The sequence below is a fragment of the Maribacter halichondriae genome, assembly GCF_027474825.1.
Taxonomy (GTDB): domain Bacteria; phylum Bacteroidota; class Bacteroidia; order Flavobacteriales; family Flavobacteriaceae; genus Meishania; species Meishania halichondriae.
Genome location: NZ_CP107030.1, coordinates 3101498 through 3123772, shown reverse-complemented (window position 1 = coordinate 3123772; position 22275 = coordinate 3101498). Strand labels below are relative to the sequence as shown.

The 22275-nt window shown below is 42.3% G+C and carries 17 protein-coding genes and 5 pseudogenes; 6 read left to right on the top strand and 16 right to left on the bottom strand.

Going from position 1 to position 22275, the window contains the following annotated elements; genetic code table 11:
* Positions 1–3: 3 nt before the first annotated feature.
* From N8A86_RS14495 to N8A86_RS14485, 3 genes and pseudogenes are all read left to right on the top strand, one after another.
* A pseudogene (locus tag N8A86_RS14495) lies at positions 4–1244 on the top strand (exo-beta-N-acetylmuramidase NamZ family protein).
* Between the two features lie 153 nt (positions 1245–1397).
* On the top strand, positions 1398–2282 hold the full coding sequence (locus N8A86_RS14490) for a dienelactone hydrolase family protein (protein WP_273566044.1): 885 nt from the start codon (positions 1398–1400) through the stop codon (positions 2280–2282).
* Positions 2283–2330: 48 nt separating this feature from the next.
* Entirely contained in the window at positions 2331–3653 is a 1323-nt protein-coding gene (locus N8A86_RS14485) for a prolyl oligopeptidase family serine peptidase (protein ID WP_273566043.1), read from the top strand.
* A 72-nt stretch (positions 3654–3725) separates the two neighbouring features.
* Here N8A86_RS14485 and N8A86_RS14480 read toward each other — a convergent pair whose 3' ends face one another.
* From N8A86_RS14480 to N8A86_RS14430, 10 genes and pseudogenes are all read right to left on the bottom strand, one after another.
* Positions 3726–4220, bottom strand: coding sequence for a heme-binding domain-containing protein (locus N8A86_RS14480; protein WP_273566042.1), 495 nt, complete (start codon positions 4218–4220; stop codon positions 3726–3728).
* Between the two features lie 193 nt (positions 4221–4413).
* Positions 4414–5978: pseudogene (locus tag N8A86_RS14475) on the bottom strand (carboxylesterase/lipase family protein).
* Positions 5979–6057: 79 nt separating this feature from the next.
* Positions 6058–6978 carry a sugar phosphate isomerase/epimerase family protein gene (locus N8A86_RS14470; protein WP_273566041.1) on the bottom strand — a complete coding sequence of 307 codons (921 nt, stop codon included), beginning with the start codon at positions 6976–6978 and terminating at the stop codon, positions 6058–6060.
* A gap of 103 nt (positions 6979–7081) precedes the next feature.
* Positions 7082–7647, bottom strand: a pseudogene (locus tag N8A86_RS14465) (molybdopterin cofactor-binding domain-containing protein); the annotation flags it as partial.
* A gap of 182 nt (positions 7648–7829) precedes the next feature.
* Positions 7830–10030, bottom strand: a pseudogene (locus N8A86_RS14455) (xanthine dehydrogenase family protein molybdopterin-binding subunit).
* Between the two features lie 38 nt (positions 10031–10068).
* Positions 10069–12320, bottom strand: a pseudogene (locus tag N8A86_RS14450) (xanthine dehydrogenase family protein molybdopterin-binding subunit).
* Positions 12321–12380: 60 nt separating this feature from the next.
* Positions 12381–12845 carry a (2Fe-2S)-binding protein gene (locus tag N8A86_RS14445; RefSeq protein WP_273566038.1) on the bottom strand — a complete coding sequence of 155 codons (465 nt, stop codon included), beginning with the start codon at positions 12843–12845 and terminating at the stop codon, positions 12381–12383.
* Positions 12846–12953: 108 nt separating this feature from the next.
* Positions 12954–13571: a flavodoxin family protein gene (locus tag N8A86_RS14440; protein ID WP_273566037.1), complete on the bottom strand. Its 618-nt coding sequence runs from the start codon at positions 13569–13571 to the stop codon at positions 12954–12956.
* Positions 13572–13586: 15 nt separating this feature from the next.
* Positions 13587–14033 (bottom strand): nuclear transport factor 2 family protein, encoded by a 447-nt coding sequence (locus tag N8A86_RS14435; protein WP_273566036.1) that lies wholly within the window; start codon positions 14031–14033, stop codon positions 13587–13589.
* A 19-nt stretch (positions 14034–14052) separates the two neighbouring features.
* Complete coding sequence (locus tag N8A86_RS14430) at positions 14053–14505, bottom strand: nuclear transport factor 2 family protein (protein ID WP_273566035.1); 453 nt, start codon at positions 14503–14505, stop codon at positions 14053–14055.
* 183 nt (positions 14506–14688) lie between these two features.
* Here N8A86_RS14430 and N8A86_RS14425 point away from each other — a divergent pair, with 183 nt between their 5' ends.
* Positions 14689–15600: a helix-turn-helix domain-containing protein gene (locus tag N8A86_RS14425; RefSeq protein WP_273566034.1), complete on the top strand. Its 912-nt coding sequence runs from the start codon at positions 14689–14691 to the stop codon at positions 15598–15600.
* An 18-nt stretch (positions 15601–15618) separates the two neighbouring features.
* Here the strand turns inward: N8A86_RS14425 and N8A86_RS14420 are convergent, their stop codons facing one another.
* From N8A86_RS14420 to N8A86_RS14400, 5 genes are all read right to left on the bottom strand, one after another.
* On the bottom strand, positions 15619–16380 hold the full coding sequence (locus tag N8A86_RS14420) for a LytR/AlgR family response regulator transcription factor (RefSeq protein ID WP_273566033.1): 762 nt from the start codon (positions 16378–16380) through the stop codon (positions 15619–15621).
* Positions 16377–17417 carry a sensor histidine kinase gene (locus N8A86_RS14415; protein WP_273566032.1) on the bottom strand — a complete coding sequence of 347 codons (1041 nt, stop codon included), beginning with the start codon at positions 17415–17417 and terminating at the stop codon, positions 16377–16379. Before N8A86_RS14415 ends, N8A86_RS14420 begins: the two co-directional genes overlap by 4 nt.
* A gap of 137 nt (positions 17418–17554) precedes the next feature.
* On the bottom strand, positions 17555–18076 hold the full coding sequence (locus N8A86_RS14410) for a hypothetical protein (RefSeq protein ID WP_273566031.1): 522 nt from the start codon (positions 18074–18076) through the stop codon (positions 17555–17557).
* Between the two features lie 263 nt (positions 18077–18339).
* Complete coding sequence (locus tag N8A86_RS14405) at positions 18340–19179, bottom strand: sterol desaturase family protein (RefSeq protein ID WP_273566030.1); 840 nt, start codon at positions 19177–19179, stop codon at positions 18340–18342.
* 107 nt (positions 19180–19286) lie between these two features.
* Positions 19287–19787 (bottom strand): YkgJ family cysteine cluster protein, encoded by a 501-nt coding sequence (locus tag N8A86_RS14400; protein ID WP_273566029.1) that lies wholly within the window; start codon positions 19785–19787, stop codon positions 19287–19289.
* An 81-nt stretch (positions 19788–19868) separates the two neighbouring features.
* On the opposite strand from N8A86_RS14400, the gene N8A86_RS14395 reads away from it, so the two are divergent.
* Both N8A86_RS14395 and N8A86_RS14390 read left to right on the top strand, forming a co-directional pair.
* Positions 19869–20573 carry a methyltransferase domain-containing protein gene (locus tag N8A86_RS14395; protein ID WP_273566028.1) on the top strand — a complete coding sequence of 235 codons (705 nt, stop codon included), beginning with the start codon at positions 19869–19871 and terminating at the stop codon, positions 20571–20573.
* 47 nt (positions 20574–20620) lie between these two features.
* Positions 20621–21505 carry a hypothetical protein gene (locus tag N8A86_RS14390; protein WP_273566027.1) on the top strand — a complete coding sequence of 295 codons (885 nt, stop codon included), beginning with the start codon at positions 20621–20623 and terminating at the stop codon, positions 21503–21505.
* Positions 21506–21641: 136 nt separating this feature from the next.
* Here the strand turns inward: N8A86_RS14390 and N8A86_RS14385 are convergent, their stop codons facing one another.
* Positions 21642–22274 carry a 7-carboxy-7-deazaguanine synthase QueE gene (locus tag N8A86_RS14385; RefSeq protein ID WP_273566026.1) on the bottom strand — a complete coding sequence of 211 codons (633 nt, stop codon included), beginning with the start codon at positions 22272–22274 and terminating at the stop codon, positions 21642–21644.
* Between the last annotated feature and the right edge of the window lies 1 nt (position 22275).

Sequence of the window (22275 nt, the reverse complement as noted above, 5' to 3'; positions counted from 1 at the left end):
ATTATGGTGCTTTTATCCGGAGTCAAAAATACAGTTTTATTATGGGTTTTAATCGTGTCCGCTTGCGGAAACCCCACAAAAAAGAACGATTCCAAAATAGTTCTCGACAGCGTTGCCGTAGTACCTAAAACGCCGAAACCTGTTTTAGTCGCCGCCAATAGAACGGCTGAATATCTACGGCTGCTACGGGGTAAAAAAGTAGGTGTGGTAGCGAACCAGACCACCGTAATTTTTAAGACCGAGGACACCTATATCCATTTGGTCGATTCCTTACTTTCGTCGCAGGTAGCTATTAAAAAAGTGTTCGCACCTGAGCATGGTTTTCGGGGGAGGCCGACGCAGGCGAAAAGGTGACCGATGGTATAGATACCAAAACCGGATTGCCCCTCATTTCACTCTATGGGAAAAATAGAAAACCTTCTTCGGAACAATTGGCCGGCCTCGATCTTGTACTTTTCGATATCCAGGATGTCGGCGTGCGGTTCTATACCTATATCGCCACGCTACAATTGGTGATGGAAGCCTGTGCCGAAAACAAGATTCCCATAGTCGTTCTGGACCGCCCTAACCCCAATGCACATTATGTAGATGGCCCGACCATGGAAATGGAGCATTCGGGGTTTTTGGGGATGACGCCAATCCCTCTGGTATATGGTATGACCATTGGTGAATACGCCACAATGATCAACGAAGAAGGGTGGCTCGAAAACAAGGTGAAAGCAGATTTGACCGTAATTTCTCTGGAAAACTGGATGCACGAGACCGAATACCATCTTCCCGTCAGACCGTCGCCCAATCTGCCCAGCGATGTTGCCATTAATCTCTATCCGAGTTTGGGACTTTTTGAAGGTACCAATATCAACGCGGGTCGTGGAACCGAATTTCAATTTCAACGCTATGGAGCGCCATTTTTGGATTCAACGCAATATAACTTTACATATACGCCAAAACCTAATTTCGGTTCTAAAAATCCAAAGCATAAAGGAGCGTTGTGCTACGGAAAAGATTTATCTGAAATACATAGAATGAGCGAGGTTTCACTACAATGGCTAATCGATGCCTATCAAAATACAAAGGATAAGGACAAAGTTTTCAATACAAGTGGATTCACAAAACACGCCGGAACCGAAAAACTGCAACAACAAATCGAGGCCGGACTATCCGAATCGGAAATCAAAACTACTTGGCAGGAGGACTTGGAAAAATTCAAGGGAATTCGTAAAAAGTATTTGATATATCCTTGATTTTTATAGATATGAACAAAACTTTTCCAAGCCCGAAGCACTAAGATTTAGTTCTTTCAGGGTAATTCCCCCAGTAATAATTACTACATTAGAAGTACACTATAATCTGACAAAATCACTTCTCTCACGTGAGGGTTTAAAAATAATTTGAAAATGAAAAAACTTAAAAAAGAAGACATCAAACAAGAAGTATTCGATCTTTATGATGATTATGCCCATAATAGGGTCAATCGAAGACTATTTCTCGATAAACTTTCGACCTATGCGGTTGGCGGACTCACCGTAGGCTCGCTGCTCAGCTTTATAAGCCCCGACTATGTGAAGAAAATCCAGATCAAACAGGATGATCCACGATTGAAATCGGAATACATTACCTATAAATCACCAAAAGGCGGGGGCGAAATAAAGGCCTTGCTTTCAATGCCGGCTGATGCGACAGGAAAATTACCAGGCATTGTCGTGGTACATGAAAACCGAGGATTGAACCCACATATAGAAGATGTTGGACGAAGAGCCGCACTTGCCGGATTTATCTCCATTGCGCCCGATGCGCTGACCCCGCTTGGCGGATATCCGGGCAACGATGATGAAGGAAGAGAACTTCAAAGACAGCGCGACCGTGATGAAATGTTAGAGGATTTTATCGCCGCTTTCGAACATTTACAATCACATCCCGATTGTACCGGAAAAGTCGGTGTGGTGGGCTTTTGCTTCGGTGGATGGATTTCGAACATGATGGCGGTCAAGGTTCCCGATTTAGGAGCCGCCGTTCCTTTCTATGGTGGGCAACCCAAAGAAGATATCGAAAAAATAAATGCGCCACTCCTGCTCCATTTTGGGGAATTGGATAAACGCGTTAATGAAGGGTGGCCAGCCTATGAGGAAGCCCTCAAAGAACATGGAAAAGAATACGAGGCCCATTTCTATGCGGACGCCAATCACGGTTTTCACAACGATACCACACCGAGATACGACCGCGAGGATGCCGAATTAGCTTGGCAACGGACTATAGCCTTTTTCGAGGAAAAATTGAAGTAAGCCCATACCTCAAAAACCACCTAAATTCAATCTTTAAAACCAGCCATCATGTTTAAAAAAAGAATAATTTTCATGGCATTTTTTATGATTTTGCCATTTGTTTTCCTGATGGCCAATCCTAATACCGATACGAAAGAATCCACTGTTTCAAATCCTATCGATGGCCAATATAGCATAATCATAGAAGTATATGATTGGGGACCTGCCGTAAGCGAGGTCATTTTGTCAATGGACGAAAATGTGACCGAGGCTAAGGCCAGCGATTTTGAGGTTATCGTAGAAAGGAGCGCCGAAGGAGTAGAAATGGGTGCGGATGAGGCCAAAGGAAGTCGAGAGGTAATTTATGCCTATGTTTCAGATGAAAAAGGCAATAGGGTTTCCGAAGGAAATCACATCAGTTTGGTATTATTTGTCGGCCCTGACCATGTATTAGGTTCTCCAATCAAATATATTCGGACAAATAATCGAGGTGCGAACCAATGGATCGATTATCGCATGACCATTACCGATACGGCCTCGGAAAAAATTTGGAACACCGAATCGGGTCGGATCCAGCCACTCATCGATTCATTTAATTTGACAGGCAGTTTCACCCATAATGACATCACCCTTCCTTTTGCCTCATTTGCACCGGATAAGACCACAGGAAAATCGCCATTGCTTATTTGGTTACATGGAGGTGGCGAGGGCGGTAATGATGCCAGTATTCCATTGATTGCCAATAAGGCCGCCAATTATGCATCCAATGAAATTCAGTCCATCTTTGGTGGTGCCCACGTTTTGGTGCCACAAAGTCCAACCTTTTGGATGCAAAGTGCCAGTGGGGAATATACCCGTGGCGACACCAATGACATCTACAATGAGGCGCTAATGGCCCTTATAAAAAACTATGTTGGTGACAATCCGGATATTGATACAAATAGAATTTACGTCGGGGGATGCTCCAATGGGGGTTACATGAGTCTAAAATTGATTTTGGAACATCCCGACTATTTTGCCGCGGGCTATATCAGTGCGTTGGCTTATCAGAATCAATATATTTCTGATGAACAAATCCAGAAGATAAAAGATGTGCCTATTTGGTTCGTACATTCTAAGGAAGATCAGACCACCAAGCCCGAAGAGACCGTAGTACCAGTTTACAATAGATTGATCGGTGCTGGTGCCGAAAACGTCCATTTTTCATACTACGATCATGTCATCGATCTTAGTGGTTTTTATGGCGGGGATGATTATCGTTTCAATGGCCATTGGTCTTGGATCTATTCACACGCCAATCACGCGGATTTTGATTTTGACGGAAAGCCGGTTGTACAGGATGGTAGACCCGTTACTATAATGGAGTGGATGGCCACTCAGCGGAAGCAGTAAACATCTTTCACTTTATCCGTAACGTGATAGTTGGCGACGTTTTCTGGCTATAATTAAGTTAGAAAAAGTTCGTTAATCCCTTTTTGGAAATTTAAGACTATCTGCAGGGTACGTTTCCTTGAGATAGTTCATTTGTGCTTTGGCCCAATCGGTAATCTTGGTACGTTGCTCGTCCGTTAGATTAGCTTCTAAATGGAGTCCGAAATTGGTGTACGAGGGCAATGGCATCTCCTTTTCCTCAACCATCTCGATTACTTCTTCGAATTTATGGTTTTGCACGAACAAGGGTAATTTGGTAAAGTCCGAAAAATTTAAGTGCTTCTTACCATCCACCACGTGATCATTGAGCCACCAGGCAACAGGCTGCACGTTGGCATACCATGGATATTCCGTTTTGTTCGAATGACAGTCGTTACATGAGACTTGCAACAAATGGTTTACATCATTTGGAACCTCATATTTGGTAGTAATGTCATTGGTTAAATCGTTCGATTCGTTTTTTTCGGGACGGAAGAACTGTATGATAATAAGAACAATTCCTAATCCGATTAAGATTTTTTTCAACATGATAAATTTGATTGGTTAACGATATTTTGTTTGACATGAAACGACTGAAATGGTTTAGTCGCCTCTTATATTTTTTTGCCCATTCATCTAAGAAAACTACTTTTCTATTCAGGCCAAAATTAAAAATGTGGATATTCCTCCACGAGATAGATTATATGACTTTTTCAAAAAATACCTTGGGCATTTTTGTTTGTTACCTATTGCCGACCATTTCAAAAAGCTCCATATCCAATTGCGGCTTTACTTCACACGTGTTATCAAAATGCATCGTTGCCGTATTGGTACTATTGTAAGCCGGCCATTCTGGCAAGCCCGGATGGTTCGGATTTCCGGTCTTGGCAAAGTTGATCCAAGATTGGCTCATTTTGTCAGCCAACACAAAAGCCTCTTTGCCTCCACCCGTCATTTGATTACCGCGTTCGATATTGTCAAAGACAAAAGGAAGTTCCATACAGTGAAGAGATTTATACTTTCCATCGAAAACGGGCGACTGCCATGTAAAAAGATACATATATACGGGCGCTCCATTTTGTATTGCCGATTTGTCATTGGCCTGTAAGACAGCACCTGGTCTGAACATGGTATCCACATCCAGCAAGTCTTTTGCAGCCGTATCGTTCGGATAAGCTTTTCGCACCGCATTGATGTATGCATCCGATTTGTCTTTCCATTGTTCTTTGATATGGGCCAAAATCTGGTCTTCGGATGCATCCACGAAACGCATATTGGCAAAGGGAGCAAACTCGTTTTTTGTGGTGCCGATCACTAACGGAATCTCTTTGGACAGTTCAAAAGCCTCTTTGGAAAAGAACCCGTAGGGTAAATCGATTCCATCACGACTTGGGCCCCAACCCAATCCGAAACCTATAATAGGCTTGCCTTCGGCCTTCATTTTTTCCTCTATGGTTTTCAACGCTTTCGAGCCTGCTGCACTTAAGGTCTCGAAGGGTATGTTTTGAATACTGTCTACATTATCCGATTGGATGCCTAAATTTGATAGCACCTCGGCTCCAATAGCCTGCGTTTCCTCTTTTTCCAACATAGCCGTTCGGAATGAGCCACTTTGGTTAATGGCCTTGTGAAAAAGTCCTTTTGCATTCGGCATGGCCATCAATGTATTCACTTTGGCGCCTCCGCCCGATTGACCAAAGATGGTCACATTATTCGGGTCGCCACCAAAATTTTCGATATTGGTCTTTACCCATTCGAGTGCCGCAGCCATATCCAATATGCTAGTATTGGCTGAATGTTCGTATTTATCACCGTGGGCCGATAAATCTAAAAAGCCCAGAATGTTCAAGCGATGGTTGATGGAAACAACCACTACATCGCCCTTTTTACTCAAATTCTCTCCATCTGTGGAAGGAAGTTCTTGGCTTGATCCGGTAGTGAATCCACCGCCGTGGATCCAAAAAGTACAGGTTTTTTCTTGCCATCGTCGATACTAGGCGTCCAAATATTGATTCTTAGACAATCTTCATTGGGATAGCCCCAATCGTGATCGAAAACGAACTCAGGTTCGTCCTGAACCGAAGTGGTCGGGTTCATTAATGGCGCAACAGGACCATACATGGTAGAACTTCTTATACCTTCCCAAGGATCTGGTTTTGTCGGGGCCATGAAACGTTCGGCTTTGGCATATGGTATTCCTTTATAAATGTAAGTGCCATCATGAATATAACCGCGCACTTTTCCGGATTCCGTATCGGTTACGGCAATAGTGGAGCCTGTGCTGACTTCTTGGGCGGCAAGGTTCATGGTCATTAGCAAGAACGCCAACCCGATAAATCCAATAGTGACTTTTTTCATTTTTTCGATTCTATAGTGATGGCTATAATTATTTAAATCCTATTTCTTTAAGTCCCTCATGGCTTATATTTATGGCTTCAAGGGGTTGCAGTCCATCGAAGGTCATATCCTGTTCAACCATATAATATTTCATCCCAGAGCGTTCTTTTTGGGCCAAGATTTTTTTGAAATCTATAGTGCCATTGCCTACTGGCGCAAACCTTCCTTGGTCGTCCATATCCTTTACATGCCATATTTTAAAGCGACCTGGATATTTTTCAAAATAGGAAATGGGATCCGCCCCGGCCTTTGTTACCCAATATAAATCCATTTGAAAATTGACATATTCGGGGTCTGAATTTTCCAATAAATAATCAATGGGCACGATGCCGTCTTCGTCTTTTTGGAATTCGAAATCATGGTTATGGTAGAGTAACTTCAGACCTGCAGCATTGGCCTTCTTGCCCAATTCGTTCACAATCTCTGACAGGTTGGCCGCACCCCCGGTCATACCCATTGTCTTGGTGGCCTGATCGAATTTAAAAAGTCCCATCGGCGGAACCGGAATCACAAAATATTCAAAACCCGCCGCTTTTACATCGGCCATCATCTGGTCGGCATTTTCTAAGGTCACCAAGCCTTGATGGGTACTTACTGGGTTAAGCCCCACTTCATCGAGGTAAGCCTTAAAATCCACTGGAGACATATTATAGAATTTACCATCGGCATAACCGGCAGCTTCAATGTTTTTGTAACCCGCATCGGCTACGGCTTTCAACGTTTCCTTAGCATTTTCGCCCATAGCATCACGGACCGTGTAGAGCGCCAGACCGCCAAACCTTTCAACCCCAACAGCTTCGGGTTGGGCTACGGTTTCAACTTCTTTTGATTTGTCTCCTGTTTCTTTACAGGAAACAAAGAATAAACTTAGGGAAAGTATTAAAAACGTACTGGTAATTACATTTTTCATATTCATTGGAATTTATACATTTAAGAGTACACCAAATTAGGTCATTTGGTAATTATCTAATGTAGTAAAAGATTTAGAATTGAATAAAAAAAATTGAAACTGTCTACCCCATCACCTTTTCGGTAAGATAAGGCTGATGATAATGCCGCTTACCAGTTGTTTTATATAACGCATTGGCAATAGCTGCGAAAATGGGCGGAAAGGTAGGTTCGCCCAGACCGGTAGGGTCTATATTGTTCTCTACGAAATGTACATCGATAATCCTGGGTGATTCGCTCATACGAATCATGCGATAGCTATCAAAATTATTCTTTTGGGGTACACCCTCTTTAAAGGTCAATTCTCCATAAAAGGCGTTTCCAATACCATCTACAATTCCGCCCTCGCATAAATTGACCGCCGCATCTGGGTTGACCACAATACCACAGTCAATGGCGCAAGTAACCCTATCGATGATCGGTCGATTATCCTCCCACCGCATATCAACGACTTGTGCTGCGTACGAATTATGGCAGAAATAGGCTGACACCCCCACGCTTACTATCGGCGTCTCCATTGTCCCAATTGGATTTTTCTTTTACCAATTTTAAAACTCCGGCATAACGTTCCGCATCATAATCTTTGTCTTCCCCCCACGGGATTCTTTTTCGCGTGGTCCAAAAGTTCCAATCCATTCCTTAGGCAAAGCAGATACTTCCTTCGGTGTCATTTTGCAAGAGGTCAACCAATTAAAACTTAACATCAAGCCACCTCCGGCCAAAGCCGAACTTTTTAAAAAAGATTGTCTGCCGACTTTAATTTTTTCAATGGACATTGGTCAGAAACAAAAATTCATGTTCGAAAATACAGTTCTACCCGACAACAGGCCTATCTGATATATAAGGTTGGCTATAATACCTACGACCGGTTGCCTTGTACATGGCATTGGCCAAGGCCCCTGATATTGGAGGCAATGATGGTTCGCCTAATCCTGTTGGGTCGATGCCGTTGTCCACAAAGAAGGATTCGATTTCTTTGGGCGCCTCATTGTTACGAATTAAATGATAGGTATCGAAATTCGTTTGCTCCGGTACACCGTCCTTAAATGTCAATTGGCTATATGTCGTGTGACCTACCCCATCAATAATACCTCCTTCGATTTGGTTTTTGGCACTTAAGGGGTTTATAACAATGCCGCAGTCCACCGCGCACCATACCTTTTGAACCATGGGTTTGTTACCGTCCATTTTCAAATCAAGAACCTGGGCTACATATGAGTTGTGACAATAGTATGCCGATACACCCCGGTTTTCGTTATTTCCAGTGGCCCAACCGGATTTTTCTTTCACCAGCTTCAATACGCCCGCATAACGCTCTGGATCGTAATCGTTTTTCTCTGGATCGCCTACCGGATTATTGATAGCACGTTCAAACAGCTCTAATCGGAATTCAATTGGATCTTTTCCAGCTGCCTCAGCGACCTCATCCATAAAGGATTGCTCGGCACCAGCAATGAAATTTGACCGCGGAGCGCGCCAAGCACCTGTGGTAACATTGGTTTGCAATGCATGTTTTTCGGCCAAGTAATTGTCAACAGCACCCGCAGGAAAACGGTTTTCAAATACTAGATCATCATTCGTTCCCGCGCCTCTTACGTGCCAAGCTATCAAATTACCTTTTTCATCCAGACCTGCTTTGTAGTGAACTTTATACGCTGGGCGATAGGTACCTTGGGTCATATCATCTTCGCGGGTATAGACCAATTTTATCGGAGCTTGCATTTTTTGGGAAATCACGGCTGCCTCTACGCCAAAATGTCCATAAAGACGACGACCAAATCCTCCACCCATACGGGTCATCATGATATCGATTTTTTCAACGGGCATGTCCAATCTTGATGCCAACGATTTTTCAAGAAACTCCGGAGTTTGAACTGGTCCTTTAAGTTCCGCTTTTTCGGAGGTTACATTCGCGAAAAAATTCATCGGCTCCATCGTATTATGGGCCAAGAACGGAGCACTGTACGTACTTTCTACGACCTTTGCCGCTTTTTTAAAAGCTGCATTCACATCACCATCCTTTCGAGCGGCTTCTTTAGGAGCAGTACTCAACAACTTCTCTAAAGCCTCCTCATGGTATGCACTACTTTCGAGCATCGAATCTTCTTCCCATGTTACCTTTAAAGCTTTTTTCGCCTGCATACATTGCCAAGTGCTTTCGCCGACTATGGCTACCAACTTTGGAATTCCGCCTCCATCGGACCATTGCTTTTCAACCCCTTCAGGATAAACATCAATAGGAAATACATCCTTAATTCCGGGCATAGATTTGACCGATTCGGCATCCATCGAATTGTATTTCATACCAAATGCCGTTGGATGAACAATCATCGCGGTGAGCATCCCTTCCTCCTGTATATCCAAACCGAACAAAGGTTTTCCCGTTACTATTTTCGGTCCGTCTACGTTCAATTGATCGGTACCTATGATTTTGAAATCTTTTGTTTCCTTTAACTCAACCTCTTCAGGAACGGACATCTTTGCAGCGGCCGATGCCATTTCACCGTAACCGGCGGACTTATCGGTCGCCTTATGGTACAACATGCCGGACTCCGTCGTAATCTCCGAAGCAGGTACTTGCCAAGCCTCGGCAGCAGCCGCAATCAACATATGCCGTGCCGTAGCTCCGGCCATGCGAAGGCCTTCCCACCCCTGACGGATGGATTGGCTTCCCCCGCCAATTGTCTTGTGAAGATATCGGTGTTCAATGGTGCCTGTTCTACGAGGACATCTTTCCAAGCGACATCCAATTCTTCGGCCACGATCATGGGCATAGCCGTTTTTACATTCTGTCCGATTTCAGGGTTGGGCGACATGATAGTGACCATGCCGTTGTCTCCGACCTTTAAAAAACCGTTGATATCGAACCATTCCTTCGGCATTTGCATCACTTGTTCTTCCGTCTTGCCCTTGCATGAGGCCAGCCAGCTAAAGCCGAGCATCATACCGCCACCGGCGAGGGTTGATGTTCTAATGAAGGAGCGTCTTCCTATTTTTGTTCTTATGAGTGTCATTGGAATACTATTTAAAGGTTAGACCTGTTTTTTTTCAATTATCCTATTATTTGTTTCACGGAAACGAACGGTTGATGATAATGTCGTTTTCCCGTAGCTTTGAACATCGCATTCGCCACCGCACCGAAAATTGGAGGAAATGGAGGTTCTCCCATTCCGGTCGGATCGATCTCATTTTGCACAAAGTGCACATCGATCTCTTTAGGGGCTTCGCTCATTCGAATCATTCGATATTGATGGAAATTATTTTTTTGGGGCATACCATCCTCAAAAGTCAATTCCCCATAAAAGGCATTACCAATACCATCGATAATTGCTCCTTCTGCCATATTTTTTGCCGCATCAGGATTCACGACAACCCCGCAATCAATGGCACAAACCACTTTTTGTACAACTGGTTTGCCATCTTCAATTGTCAGATCCAAGGCATGGGCAGCATACGAATTATGACAGAAATATGCAGAAATTCCCCTATGTACATTAGAATCGTTTTGCCCCGTAACTGCTTTTTCTTGAAGCAATTCCAAAACTCCGGCATACCTTTCTGCATCGTAATCGTTCTGTTCTCCAACGGGATTATCTTTTGCCCTTTTCAATAAGTCCAATCGAAATTGAATAGGATCCTCCCTGCCGCCTCAGCAACTTCATCCAGAAAAGATTGTTCCGCCCCGGCCATAAAATTGGAGCGGGGTGCACGGAATGCACCAATCGTAATATTCGAATCAATGGACCATTCTTGGGCCATATAGTTATCCAAAGCCCCGGCCGGAAAACGATTGGCGAACAAAGGACTTTCAGGGATACCTCCCGCTTTAATATGAAGTGCCGTCAAATTGTTATGCTCATCTAAAGCAGCCCGATAGGTAGCTTGATAGGTCGGACGATAAATACCGTTGGTCATATCGTCCTCACGAGTATACATCAACTTAATGGGAGCATTCACTTTTTGAGAGATCAATGCAGCTTCCACCACATAGTGGGCGTATGCCTTACGACCGAAACCACCGCCCATTCGGGGTAATTCCATATCAATATTTTCTGCAGGAATTCCAAGGCTGCTGGCCAGGGTCGGTATAATTAAAGAAGGTATCTGTATCGGTGCCGCAATCTTAACCTTATCGCCTTCTACATGGGCAAACGCGTTTAACGGCTCCATGGAGTTGTGCGCTAGGAAAGGTGCGGAATAGCTACTTTCGATAATTTTTGCGGCATTCTTGAAAGCTGCTTCGGGGGTACCGTCCTTACGAACAATTTTTCCCGGTTTACCGGCAAGTTCCGCCATTTTAGTTTGGTGGGTGGTTGTAGACTCCAAACCTGCGGGAATATTCTTTGTTTCTTTCCCCCTAAAACCGGCAATCGTCTCGGAATAGCCGGTGATGGGTTTCCACGCTACTTTTAACTTCTTTTTGGCCTGCATTACCTCCCAAGAGGAATTGCCAACTATCGCTACCAATTCAGGAAAGGCATTCGTATCAAAACCTCCTTTTTCGAATCCTTCCTTAAAACTTTTTATCGTAACAACATCTTTTATACCGGGCATTGCTTTGGCTTCCGCATCATCGACGGATTCCAAGGTCATTCCGAAGGCAGGTGGGTGTTCGATCATGGCGATCAGCATGCCTTCTGTACGATAATCAGATCCGAACATGGGTTTACCTCTCACGATATCCTTTGCATCTACATTCTTTCGGGACTTACCAATTATTTTAAAGTCTTTGACTTCTTTAAGTTGCACTTCTTCAGGAACGGTCAACTTTGCTGCTGCTGAGGCCATTTCACCATATCCCGCTGAATTTTTAGTGGTCTTATGATGCAACACCCCATCTACTGTGGTAATTTCTTCTAAAGGCACTTGCCATGTTTGTGCAGCTGCTTCCCGCAACATCTGTCTGGCGGATGCTCCTGCCATACGAAGGGGTTCCCATCTGGCTCTAATTCCTTGACTTCCGCCCGTAAATTGAAAGCCATACTTTTCTGCGTGATAGGGCGCTTGTTCAACTATGACGTTTTCCCAATCCACATCCAACTCCTCCGCAACCAACATGGGCATTGAAGTTCGGATGTTTTGTCCGAATTCGGGATTTGGAGTATAAATGGTAACCACACCGTTATCTCCGATTTTCAAATAGGAATTGATTTCGAACCACTCTTTGGGCATTGCCAAGATTTCTTCCTCTGTTTTGCCCTTGCACGAAGCGAGCCAATTAAAACCGAGCATCATGCCCCCACCCGCCAATGCCGTTGACTTTAAAAAGGAACGTCTACCTATGGATGTTTTAATCAGGGTCATTGTAGTCTTTTGTAGTTTTTTCAGTATTCATAAAGCAGGAACAATTATCCACTACTTCAATCACACATTGGCCGTTTTAGCGGCGATTTTCACCGCTTTTTTGATACGTGTATACGTACCACATCGGCAGATATTGCCGTTCATCGCCATCTCGATTTCCGAATCGGAAGGATTCGAGTTCTTTTCCAAAAAAGCCGCCGCGGTCATAATTTGCCCTGCTTGGCAATAGCCACATTGGGGTACATCGACCTCCAACCATGCTTTTTGCACCGGGTGGTCGGCGTTCTCCGAAAGTCCCTCAATCGTGGTGACTTCTTGATTGCCAACGGCCGATATGGTCGTCATACATGCCCGAACAGCCACACCGTCCAAATGCACCGTACACGCGCCGCACTGTGCGATGCCACAGCCGTATTTTGTTCCAACCAGTTTCAGATGATCCCGCAATACCCAGAGCATGGGTGTGTTCGGGTTGACATCGACTTCCTGGGTTTTTCCGTTGATTTTTAGATTGAATGTTGCCATGATTATAGTGTATATAAATGATTGTGATGAAGTTACTGAATTTTCATATGCCTAAAAAGACACAATTCAAACAATTTTTCACAAATTGTGTTAAAGTTTTGCGTTTTATTAATTGAGGGTTTGGATGTTGACTTGCTTCAACCAAGACTTTATTGCCAACGTGGCCTCCATTTTCTTTTCTCCTTTTATGACCAAATAAATACCATCACGTTCAATACCTCCCCTTATGGAAAAACCTTTTAAAATTGAACAACCTTTACATAGTTCTTCGGTAGTTTTGAATCCACTTCCAACTCCGTATCCCGCATGGGTGTTGAACGGAATGATAGTTTTACCGCTCAAATCATGAGCTGACAAAAAACTTTTCAAAGGTGGGGGCAACTGCATGCCCCAAGTCGGGAATCCCAAGAAAATCGTATCATATCTCGAAATGTCAATACTAGTTTTCAGCGGTGGTAAGAATCCCGTTTCATTTTCCTCGGCCACTTGCTTTACGATGGCATCATAATCTTCTGGATAGGGGGTTTCCAGTTCCAGGGCTACCAAATCGCCGCCTACTTCTGTTTGGATTATTTCTGCAATGACTTTTGTGTTGTTTGTTCGGGAGAGATAGATGATCAAGGTTTTTTCAGAAACCAAAGCGGCATGCTGTTCCACCTGACCATTGGTATTGTGACCGAACAGACAGGCTAAAATCAAAAGAACATGTGTTACCCATTTGGGCATAGTTCCGAGATTTTTTTATTCCCTTGTCAATAATTTACTAAATGTCAAATCGGCCAATTTCCAATTATTCTCCTCTTTTACATAGACCTCGGTTACCATAAAAGGGTTGGTCACTTCATTAGGTCCAACGGCGGCAAGCAAGGTAATCCGGTTCCAAAGAATAACGGTGTTTTCATTTAAAACTTCCACCATGATTTCATGAACATCGGCTTTTTTATAATGGATACCACCGCTTCTGATGATATCGACCTCACGGTCTTTGCCCCAAGTACCACCCATGTGGACGAATTTGGCCTTGTCATGAAAAAGTTCGGCTAGCTTATCCGTATTTTTATCGGCCATCCACTGCCATTTTTGCTTGGAGAGTTCGGTAATTTCATTTTCTATGTCCGCGGATTGAGCCAAGACAACTTGCCCGATGAAAAGAAAAAATAAAGAGACAATAATTATTCTTTTGTGCATGGTATAATATATTGATGAATTAATGAGCAATTTCATGGGTGTCGCGAACGCTGCTGAACGTTAGGTTTAACAATTTCCAATAATCCCCTTCTTTTTTATAGAATTCGGTTACCGTAAATTCATTGGATACATCATTGCCACGAACATGGGCCATTAACGTAATTCGGTTCCAAAGGACAACAGTATCATCGCTAAAAACTTCTACAACAACATCTTGTACATCGGCCTTTTTGTACCAAATACTTCCTGTTTCAATGATTTCCAATTCCCTGTCTTTTTTCCAAGACCCGCTCATGTGTACGAATCGGGACTTGTCATGAAATAGGTCTGCAAGTTTGTCCACATCCTTGTCTGCCATCCATTGCCATTTCGCTTTGGAAAGTTCCTTGATTTCTTGTTCGATAGTGGCATCTTGAGCGAAGGATCTGGTGCCTAGTGCGATTAAAAAGATTCCGATTAGCAATGTTCTCATTTCGATTATTATTTATTGGATGATAATTAGTATTTCAGTTCCGGTTTTTCAAAAATATGAACCATTATTTGCAATGCACCTACCCGGATTACGGATTTACCAACCATTATTACTGAATTCAGAAAAGCTGCTTGATTTACCGATAATCAATGGCTTATCTTTAACGAAAAATTAGAATAACCCATGAAGAACATTCTAGATATAAATACAGTGGGGAATTACCTCGCGCTGAGAAAAAAGGAGATTTTGCATCCTTTGGTGGGTATCGTCGATTTTAAAGAGGTAGATGAGAAAGGAAAGAGTATTATTGGATACGATGGCATTCGTTTTAACTGTTATGCTATTTTTTTAAAGGATGCCAAGGGATGTAAGATAAGGTATGGAGGAAAACCCTACGACTACGATAAGGGAACCCTGGTCTTCGTTGGCCCGAGCCAAACTCTAGAATTCGGTGGTTATGATCCCGATTTTGTTCCGAAAGGGTATGCATTGCTTTTTCATCCCGATTTGTTGTTGGGTACGGAGTTGGGCCGGAAAATTGAAGGGTACAGCTTTTTCTCTTATTCAAGTAATGAGGCACTGCACTTATCCGCCAAAGAGCGCAAGGTAATCCTGAGCCTGTTGGAAAAAATACAGTTCGAGTTGGAACAGACCATTGACAAGCACAGTAAAAAACTGATAGTGGCCAATATTGAACTTTTTTTAGATTATTGTACACGTTTCTACGATCGCCAATTCTTGACACGGGAAATTGAAAATATAGGTTCCTTGGAGAAATTTAAGGATTTGCTGACCCAATACTTCGCATCCGATAAACCGCAAAAACATGGCACGCCCTCAGTAAGCTATTTTGCGGAGCGATTGCACCTTTCACCCAACTATTTTGGGGACCTTGTGAAAAAGGAAACCGGAAAATCGGCTCAGGAGAATATCCAGAACAAACTTATTGAAGTAGCCAAAGAAAGGGTATTCGACGCCAATAAATCGGTCAGTGAGATAGCGTATGAACTTGGCTTTAAATATCCACAGCATTTTACTAGACTCTTTAAACAAAGGGTAGGGCATTCGCCGAGTGAGTTTCGGACGTTGAATTGAATTCGCTATAAAAACCAATCAAGAATCCATCCATTTCTTAAATTCAGGGGCCTTTGCCTTGCTGATTATGATGCGTTCTTCAAAAGGAGGCAGCACGTTCACAATTAGCTTTCCGCCAAAATAGTATTTGATATTCGAAATGGCATTTTTACAGATGATGAATTGCCGGTTGACGCGACAGAAAATTTCGGGATTCAATTCGTTTTCTACATCCTCCAACTTTTTGTCTAACGAATATATTTGATTATTCCGTGTCTTCGCCTTGACTACGCCCGTGTCAATATAGCAATAGGCCAACTGATCGATGGGCAAGGGAATCAACTCATCTCTAAGGCTGACCAAAAAAGTAGTTTTATAAGTTTTATTTTGGGTTTTTATCAAGTTGAGCAAACCCGTGACTTGGTCATCGACCAACCCTTCCCTTTTGACTTGCCCCTTGAACTGTTTTAGACTTGCGGAAAGTTCTTCTTCGTCGATGGGTTTTAACAAATAGTCGATGCTGTTTAATTTGAATGCTTTGAGTGTATATTGATCATAGGCAGTAGTAAAAATAATTGGCGAGTCGATTTTTACTTGGTCGAATATTTCGAAAGAAAGTCCGTCAGCCAAATGTATATCCGAAAAAACGAGATCGATATCCCTAGGTTGGCCAAAGTATGCCACCGATGCCTTTACGGAGTCCAGCACTTCTACTACCTCAATGGTCTCGTCAATATTCCCGAGGAGATAGGCCAAATTTTCGCTGGCTGAAATTTCATCCTCTATGATCAGTACTTTCATGAAGTTTTCAATAAAGGGATTTTTACACAAAAGATATTATTCTCGGTGGTAACGTTCATTTTTTGTTTTCCCAATAAATAATAACGTTTATCCAAATTTGTAAGTCCGTTGCCCGTACCTTCGGCCAAGGTCGTTCTTGGCCGAATTGTATTTTCCACAAAGATCGCATTATCCTTAGAGTAGATTTTAACCTGTAACGGATGAGACTCCGAAATCTCGTTGTGTTTTACCGCGTTTTCAACTAAAAGTTGCAGCGCCAATGGTGGGACTTCTTTTTCAAGATCCGCTGCATCGATATCCATTTCAATGGAAAAACGATTTCGGTACCGCGTTTTTATCAAAAAAATATAGCTTTCCAAAAACTTCAATTCTTCTTCGACCGAAACTAGATCTCGATCACCGCTTTGTAAAATGTAACGGTACATAAACGATAGTTTGGTTACAAAGGCCGTAGCCTCCTTATTATCACGAATCAGGGAATTCAATGAATTTAAGGAATTGAACAAAAAATGGGGATCGACCTGGTTTTTCAGTGCGGTAAGTTCGTTCTGAAGGTTCTGTTGTTTTAATTGTTCGTTTTCCAACAGGTTTTCTTTCTGTATTATCTGAAGCCTCAGAATTCTTGCCACAAAAAATAAAATAATCAAAATAGTGGCGTAGTTGAAAGACAAAAAACCTCGCTCTTCCTTGGATATGGCTTGATCTGTAAAAAATGGATAGATATAGACAAGCAATTGCAGAAACAAGACTAAAACAACAATCCCGATTGCTATGTTAGTTAATATTCGTATTGCATGAGTCTGAATAAATTGATACGCCCAATTGGCGCTTATTTGCAATACGACCCATGAGAAAAGAAAGAAAAACAAAAATTGAAGTATGAACTCGGACGGTGCGACCTCTGAAAAGTCCATTTTTCCATGCTCGATCATTCTGTAGATGAATATCGTTTTGGGCAGCGACAACAGAAGTGAGACCAACAGCGATATCTTAATGAGCTGCGATTGTTTGACCCTTGAAATAGAAGTGACGTTCATGATAGTATTGTTTAAATATACTGCTTTGCTATAGTTTTGTGTTGTTGAACAGACACGATTTTCGAATCAGTAAGGCATTTTTAAAAGGAAAGCCCCTAGTGTAAACTAAAGGCTTGCCCATTTTGACCATGAGTTTTTTATTTGGCATATGGATCAAAACCTTCTGGAAGATATTTTGAAGTGTCAAATCCGAGATCGATTTCTTCTTCCTCGATAAAATACAATATGTCGTCTAGATCTAAGTCTGAAAATACTTCTTCGAAATCAAGATCCATTCCCGCATAGGCATTAAAACCTTTTGGAAGATAGTCGGCCGTGTCAAAACCGAGGTCGATTTCTTCTTCGAATTCCACCAATTCGATGTCATCAATATTCAAGACCATACCTTCATATGGGTTGAAGCCTTCGGGCAAATATTCAGCCGTGTCAAAACCTAAATCGATTTCTTCCTCAAATTCGATAACCGTAATTTCATTGAGGCTCAATGGTTCGGTATTCAGTGACAAAAGCGCTTCATCTGCGAAAGGTTGTTGTAGTCCGTTCAGGGCAATTTTTGCCTCATGGTTCTCTTTTGATTTTTCACATCTGTCTTTTCCTGCAAAGGATAATAACAAAAGAGCTAGTACTCCGGTCCCTAATAATACACTTGCTTTTTTCATGATAATTGATTTTTAAATTATGATCCGTTTTAAAATTATTGCCTGATTTCTTGAACAAATGTAGGGCGCAAACCAAGCCAAAAAAGTCAGATTTTAAGTGAAACGACCAAATTGGCTAGTGAAACGCCTTAAGGAAAAGGTGAACTATTCGGAGGGAATTATTTTTCTTTTAAAAGTGAGGGTAAAAACAACCAGAGCTCAGTAAAGCTATCGGTCTAAGACTAATAACAAGATTGATAATAATCATTATTGGTCGGTTCTCGCTACTTATCCAGGGACACATTGGTCGGCTTCCTGTATTTATGAAAAGGCTGTTTTAGAAGTCCTTTGATACTTCCGTTCTCGACTTCATCAGGAAAGGTATCTACCCCGTAAACAATGGTTTCACGGTCTAATTTCATAAATGTGCCAAAAATGCGGTCCCATATAGAAAAAATATTGCCATAGTTGGAGTCGGTATAAGGCAACACATAGTGATGATGGACTTTGTGCATATCGGGCGAAACGATTACCCAACTTAATATATTATCCACTTTTTTGGGCAATTTGATGTTGGCGTGGCCAAATTGGGTAGCCACCAAAGAGAGGGATTGATATAACATGACAATACCGATAGGGATTCCGATGAGAAAGACTCCGAAGAGCGTAAAAACAAATCGGATGACGCTCTCCAACGGATGGTGCCGGTTTGCTGTGGTGGTATCGACATGGTGATCCGTATGATGCACCAAATGAATCATCCAAAGAGGCTTGACTTTATGTTCGACCAGATGTGCGAGATAGGCACCGATTAAATCCAGCAATAATACACCAAGCACTATGTATGCCCATAGAGGTATTTCGGGCAGCCAATTGATAATTCCAAAATCATTCTTGACCGTCCAATCCGAAGTTTTAAGAAGCAAAAATGCCAAGGCAAAATTGACAATAATGGTGGTCAGGGTGAAAAAGAAGTTTGGCAGGGCATGTCTCCATTTTTTGTATTTAAATGCGAAAAGTGGCAACGCTCCTTCCAACAACCAGAAAAAAGTGATTCCCCCGACAAGTATCAAAGAGCGGTGCCAGGAAGGAATTGTTTCAAAATATTGTATAATTGATTCCATAGCTTAAAAATACAAATTCAAGTGCAAGTACAAGCTCAAGTGCAAGCACAGAACTTTTTTGACTATACCTTTTACTACCTAATTGTTTACTATTATCTGGTAGCTGCTCACTGTTTACTATCCAATCTTCGCTTCATCTCCTCCACAATATTGAAGGCAGCAGGACAAATAGCTACATTCTTTAATGTCAGATTTTTTGTTTGTTGGAACTTCTTCCGGTCGGTATGCGGAAATTCACGACAGGCCTTCGGGCGCACGTCATAAATCGTGCAATAGTTATCGCTTCCCAAGAAAGTGCACGGAACTTGTTGCAATACATAGTCGTTGTCTTCATCGATTTGTAGGTAGGCCTCAATGAATTGTTGGGGTTTCTTTCGAAAGTGCTTGGAAATACGCTCCACATCGGCATTTGTAAAAAGTGGGCCCGTGGTTTTACAACAATTGGCACATTGCAGGCAATCGGTTTTTTGAAATTCTGCCGTATGCAGTTCCTGCATCAAATAATCCAAATTCTTGGGCGGTTTCTTCCGAAGTTTCCCAAAGAATTTTTTATTCTCCGCATGTCTTTCCTTAGCACTGCCCGGAAGCTGTCTTAAAACTTCATCCATTTTCGAATTTTATCCTATCAAAACTAACCAAGAAATCGACAAAAAAGGCATTTTTGCAATGCAAATCATAAAGTGCCCTTTATGGATATTATTGGCAAGGCCTTGTGGGATTATAAAAATGGAGCATATTCCGAAGATATCACCACCTATTCATCATTCGGCGAGCAGGATATTGTACCTCTACCCTATCTTTTTAGGGATTTTCAAGATATGCCGACACTTGAGAAAAAAGCTTTAGAACTATGCCAAGGAAGCATCTTGGACATTGGTGCCGGATCGGGAAGTCATTCTTTATACCTAGAAAAAAAGGGTTTTGATGTGACGGCCCTGGATTCATCAAAAGGTGCTATTGATACCTGCAAGGCAAGAGGTATAACCAACACAGCACATAGTGGTCTCTATGAGTACAATGATGCAAAACACGATACCTTATTATTGTTGATGAACGGTTTGGGTCTGGCCGGAAAACTATCTGAACTCGACCCTTTTCTGACCCACTTGAAATCCATTCTAAGTCCTGAGGGACAAATTCTAGTCGATTCAAGTGATATAATTTATATGTTTGATGAAGATGAAGAAGGTGGCCGATGGCTACCCGACAACAGCGATTATTACGGTGAAGTGGAATTCACCATGGAATACAAAAACCAGAAAAGTGAGCGGTTTTGGTGGTTGTATTGTGATTTCAATACCTTACGGCGTGCGGCGGAAGCAAATAATCTTCACTGTGAACTTGTAATGACCGGTGAACATTACGACTATTTAGCAAGATTGACACGTATGTAATACTACTAGGCACGTTTTTTGCGTTACCTAATAAAAAAATAGCTCCAATGCGAAACTATTCTTCCATTATTGCCTTGATCTTATTTTTTAGTGTACTTCTTGGATGCTCCAAAAATGATAATGTCCAAGAACCTGAAAAAGAAGTCATCATAGACAAGACTGCCAATTTATTGGGAACGGGCGATTCGGCCAACGATATACTTTCAAATGATGAATTTGACAAAATGCTCGTTGAGATTGCATACGTAACCGGTTTTAGGCCCACACAAGCCTCAATGGACGCTTTTGTCGGTTTTTTAAAGCAACATACATTCAAGGATCAAATCGAGATGGTATACACGGAACTGGAGTCCCCCAACCTTGAAAGTCTTGAGCTTCAGAAAATTGCTGATCTCGAAAGTGAAAACCGTACCGCATATAATAAAGGAAATGCATTGGCCGTATATATTTATTTCGCCGACGCACCTTCAAGCGAGGATGATGAGGATGAAGGTTTAGTAACACTTGGTGCAGTCTATCGAAATACTTCAATGGTCATTCATGAGATTACCGTTCGTAGATTGGCAGGACAAAGCCCACTTATAACAAATTCAGATGTGGAGACGGCGACCCTCAACCATGAATTCGGCCACCTTTTCGGACTTGTCAATTTGGGCAGCCCTATGGTCAACGACCATGAAGATGTAGATGCCAAGAACCATTGTAACCAAGAAGGTTGTCTTATGCGCGCCGAACTTCAGTTTACCGGGTTTTCGAACAAAAGCCAAAAATTTGCGAAAAACAACAATAACGGCGAACTTTCTTCTGCATGTTCATTGACAGGGCAGAGCGTTCTTAACATGCTAAAACAGAATGTGGCGAAAGGAAATGCCGCCGTACCCCAAATAAGTTCAGAGTGTATTTTAGATCTTCAGGCGAACGGAGGGAATTGAGGAGTGACGTTTAGCACTTCGACAAACTCAGTTTGACAGATTAAGACGTTCGAAAAAAACATAAAATAATTAAGAAACTTCGGTCTTTTTGTCTTCTTCTTACTTAAATACTACAAATTACAATCAACTCTTCTTCCTAGGGGATGTTCAAATATTTATGGGTCTGTAACGAAACTTTCCATTTGGGGTTCTGCATCACATAATCCACTATTAGTGGAGTAACCTTCTCGCGTACGCTCCATTCTGGCTGTAGATACAGCATACAATCATTGTTGACTTTTGAAGCTTCGGTTTCGGCAAAAATCAGGTCATGCTTATTATAGACAATGACTTTCAGTTCATGTGCTTCGTCGTAAATCTTCTTTTCTGGCAGCTTGTTTTTTTTTGGGGATAAACATATCCAGTCCCAAGTACCTGTCAGAGGGTATGCGCCAGACGTTTCGATATGGGTCTGTAGTCCTTCGGCCTTCAGGGAGTCTGTTAATGGTCCCATATCCCAAGTCAGGGGTTCTCCACCGGTCACGACAATCGTCTTTGAATATTTTGCGGCATTCTCGACAATATGGTCTATGGACGTTGGAGGATGGGTATCGGCATTCCAACTTTCCTTGACATCGCACCAGTGACAGCCTACGTCGCACCCACCTACCCGAATAAAGTATGCTGCCGTACCTTTGTGGAATCCTTCTCCTTGAATGGTGTAGAATTCTTCCATCAAGGGAAGCATAAGCCCCTTGTCAACCTGCTCTAAAATGTCTTTTTTGACCATT

Bases quoted from the DNA above. Each gene is read 5' to 3' on its own strand.
- N8A86_RS14390 (WP_273566027.1), top strand. From the start codon at position 20,621: ATGCGAAACTATTCTTCCATTATTGCCTTGATCTTATTTTTTAGTGTA.
- N8A86_RS14480 (WP_273566042.1), bottom strand. From the start codon at position 4,220: ATGTTGAAAAAAATCTTAATCGGATTAGGAATTGTTCTTATTATCATA.
- N8A86_RS14430 (WP_273566035.1), bottom strand. From the start codon at position 14,505: ATGAGAACATTGCTAATCGGAATCTTTTTAATCGCACTAGGCACCAGA.
- N8A86_RS14410 (WP_273566031.1), bottom strand. From the start codon at position 18,076: ATGAAAAAAGCAAGTGTATTATTAGGGACCGGAGTACTAGCTCTTTTG.
- N8A86_RS14385 (WP_273566026.1), bottom strand. From the start codon at position 22,274: ATGGTCAAAAAAGACATTTTAGAGCAGGTTGACAAGGGGCTTATGCTT.
- N8A86_RS14415 (WP_273566032.1), bottom strand. From the start codon at position 17,417: ATGAACGTCACTTCTATTTCAAGGGTCAAACAATCGCAGCTCATTAAG.
- N8A86_RS14435 (WP_273566036.1), bottom strand. From the start codon at position 14,033: ATGCACAAAAGAATAATTATTGTCTCTTTATTTTTTCTTTTCATCGGG.
- N8A86_RS14395 (WP_273566028.1), top strand. From the start codon at position 19,869: ATGGATATTATTGGCAAGGCCTTGTGGGATTATAAAAATGGAGCATAT.
- N8A86_RS14405 (WP_273566030.1), bottom strand. From the start codon at position 19,179: ATGGAATCAATTATACAATATTTTGAAACAATTCCTTCCTGGCACCGC.
- N8A86_RS14420 (WP_273566033.1), bottom strand. From the start codon at position 16,380: ATGAAAGTACTGATCATAGAGGATGAAATTTCAGCCAGCGAAAATTTG.
- N8A86_RS14490 (WP_273566044.1), top strand. From the start codon at position 1,398: ATGAAAAAACTTAAAAAAGAAGACATCAAACAAGAAGTATTCGATCTT.
- N8A86_RS14485 (WP_273566043.1), top strand. From the start codon at position 2,331: ATGTTTAAAAAAAGAATAATTTTCATGGCATTTTTTATGATTTTGCCA.
- N8A86_RS14470 (WP_273566041.1), bottom strand. From the start codon at position 6,978: ATGAAAAATGTAATTACCAGTACGTTTTTAATACTTTCCCTAAGTTTA.
- N8A86_RS14425 (WP_273566034.1), top strand. From the start codon at position 14,689: ATGAAGAACATTCTAGATATAAATACAGTGGGGAATTACCTCGCGCTG.
- N8A86_RS14445 (WP_273566038.1), bottom strand. From the start codon at position 12,845: ATGGCAACATTCAATCTAAAAATCAACGGAAAAACCCAGGAAGTCGAT.
- N8A86_RS14400 (WP_273566029.1), bottom strand. From the start codon at position 19,787: ATGGATGAAGTTTTAAGACAGCTTCCGGGCAGTGCTAAGGAAAGACAT.
- N8A86_RS14440 (WP_273566037.1), bottom strand. From the start codon at position 13,571: ATGCCCAAATGGGTAACACATGTTCTTTTGATTTTAGCCTGTCTGTTC.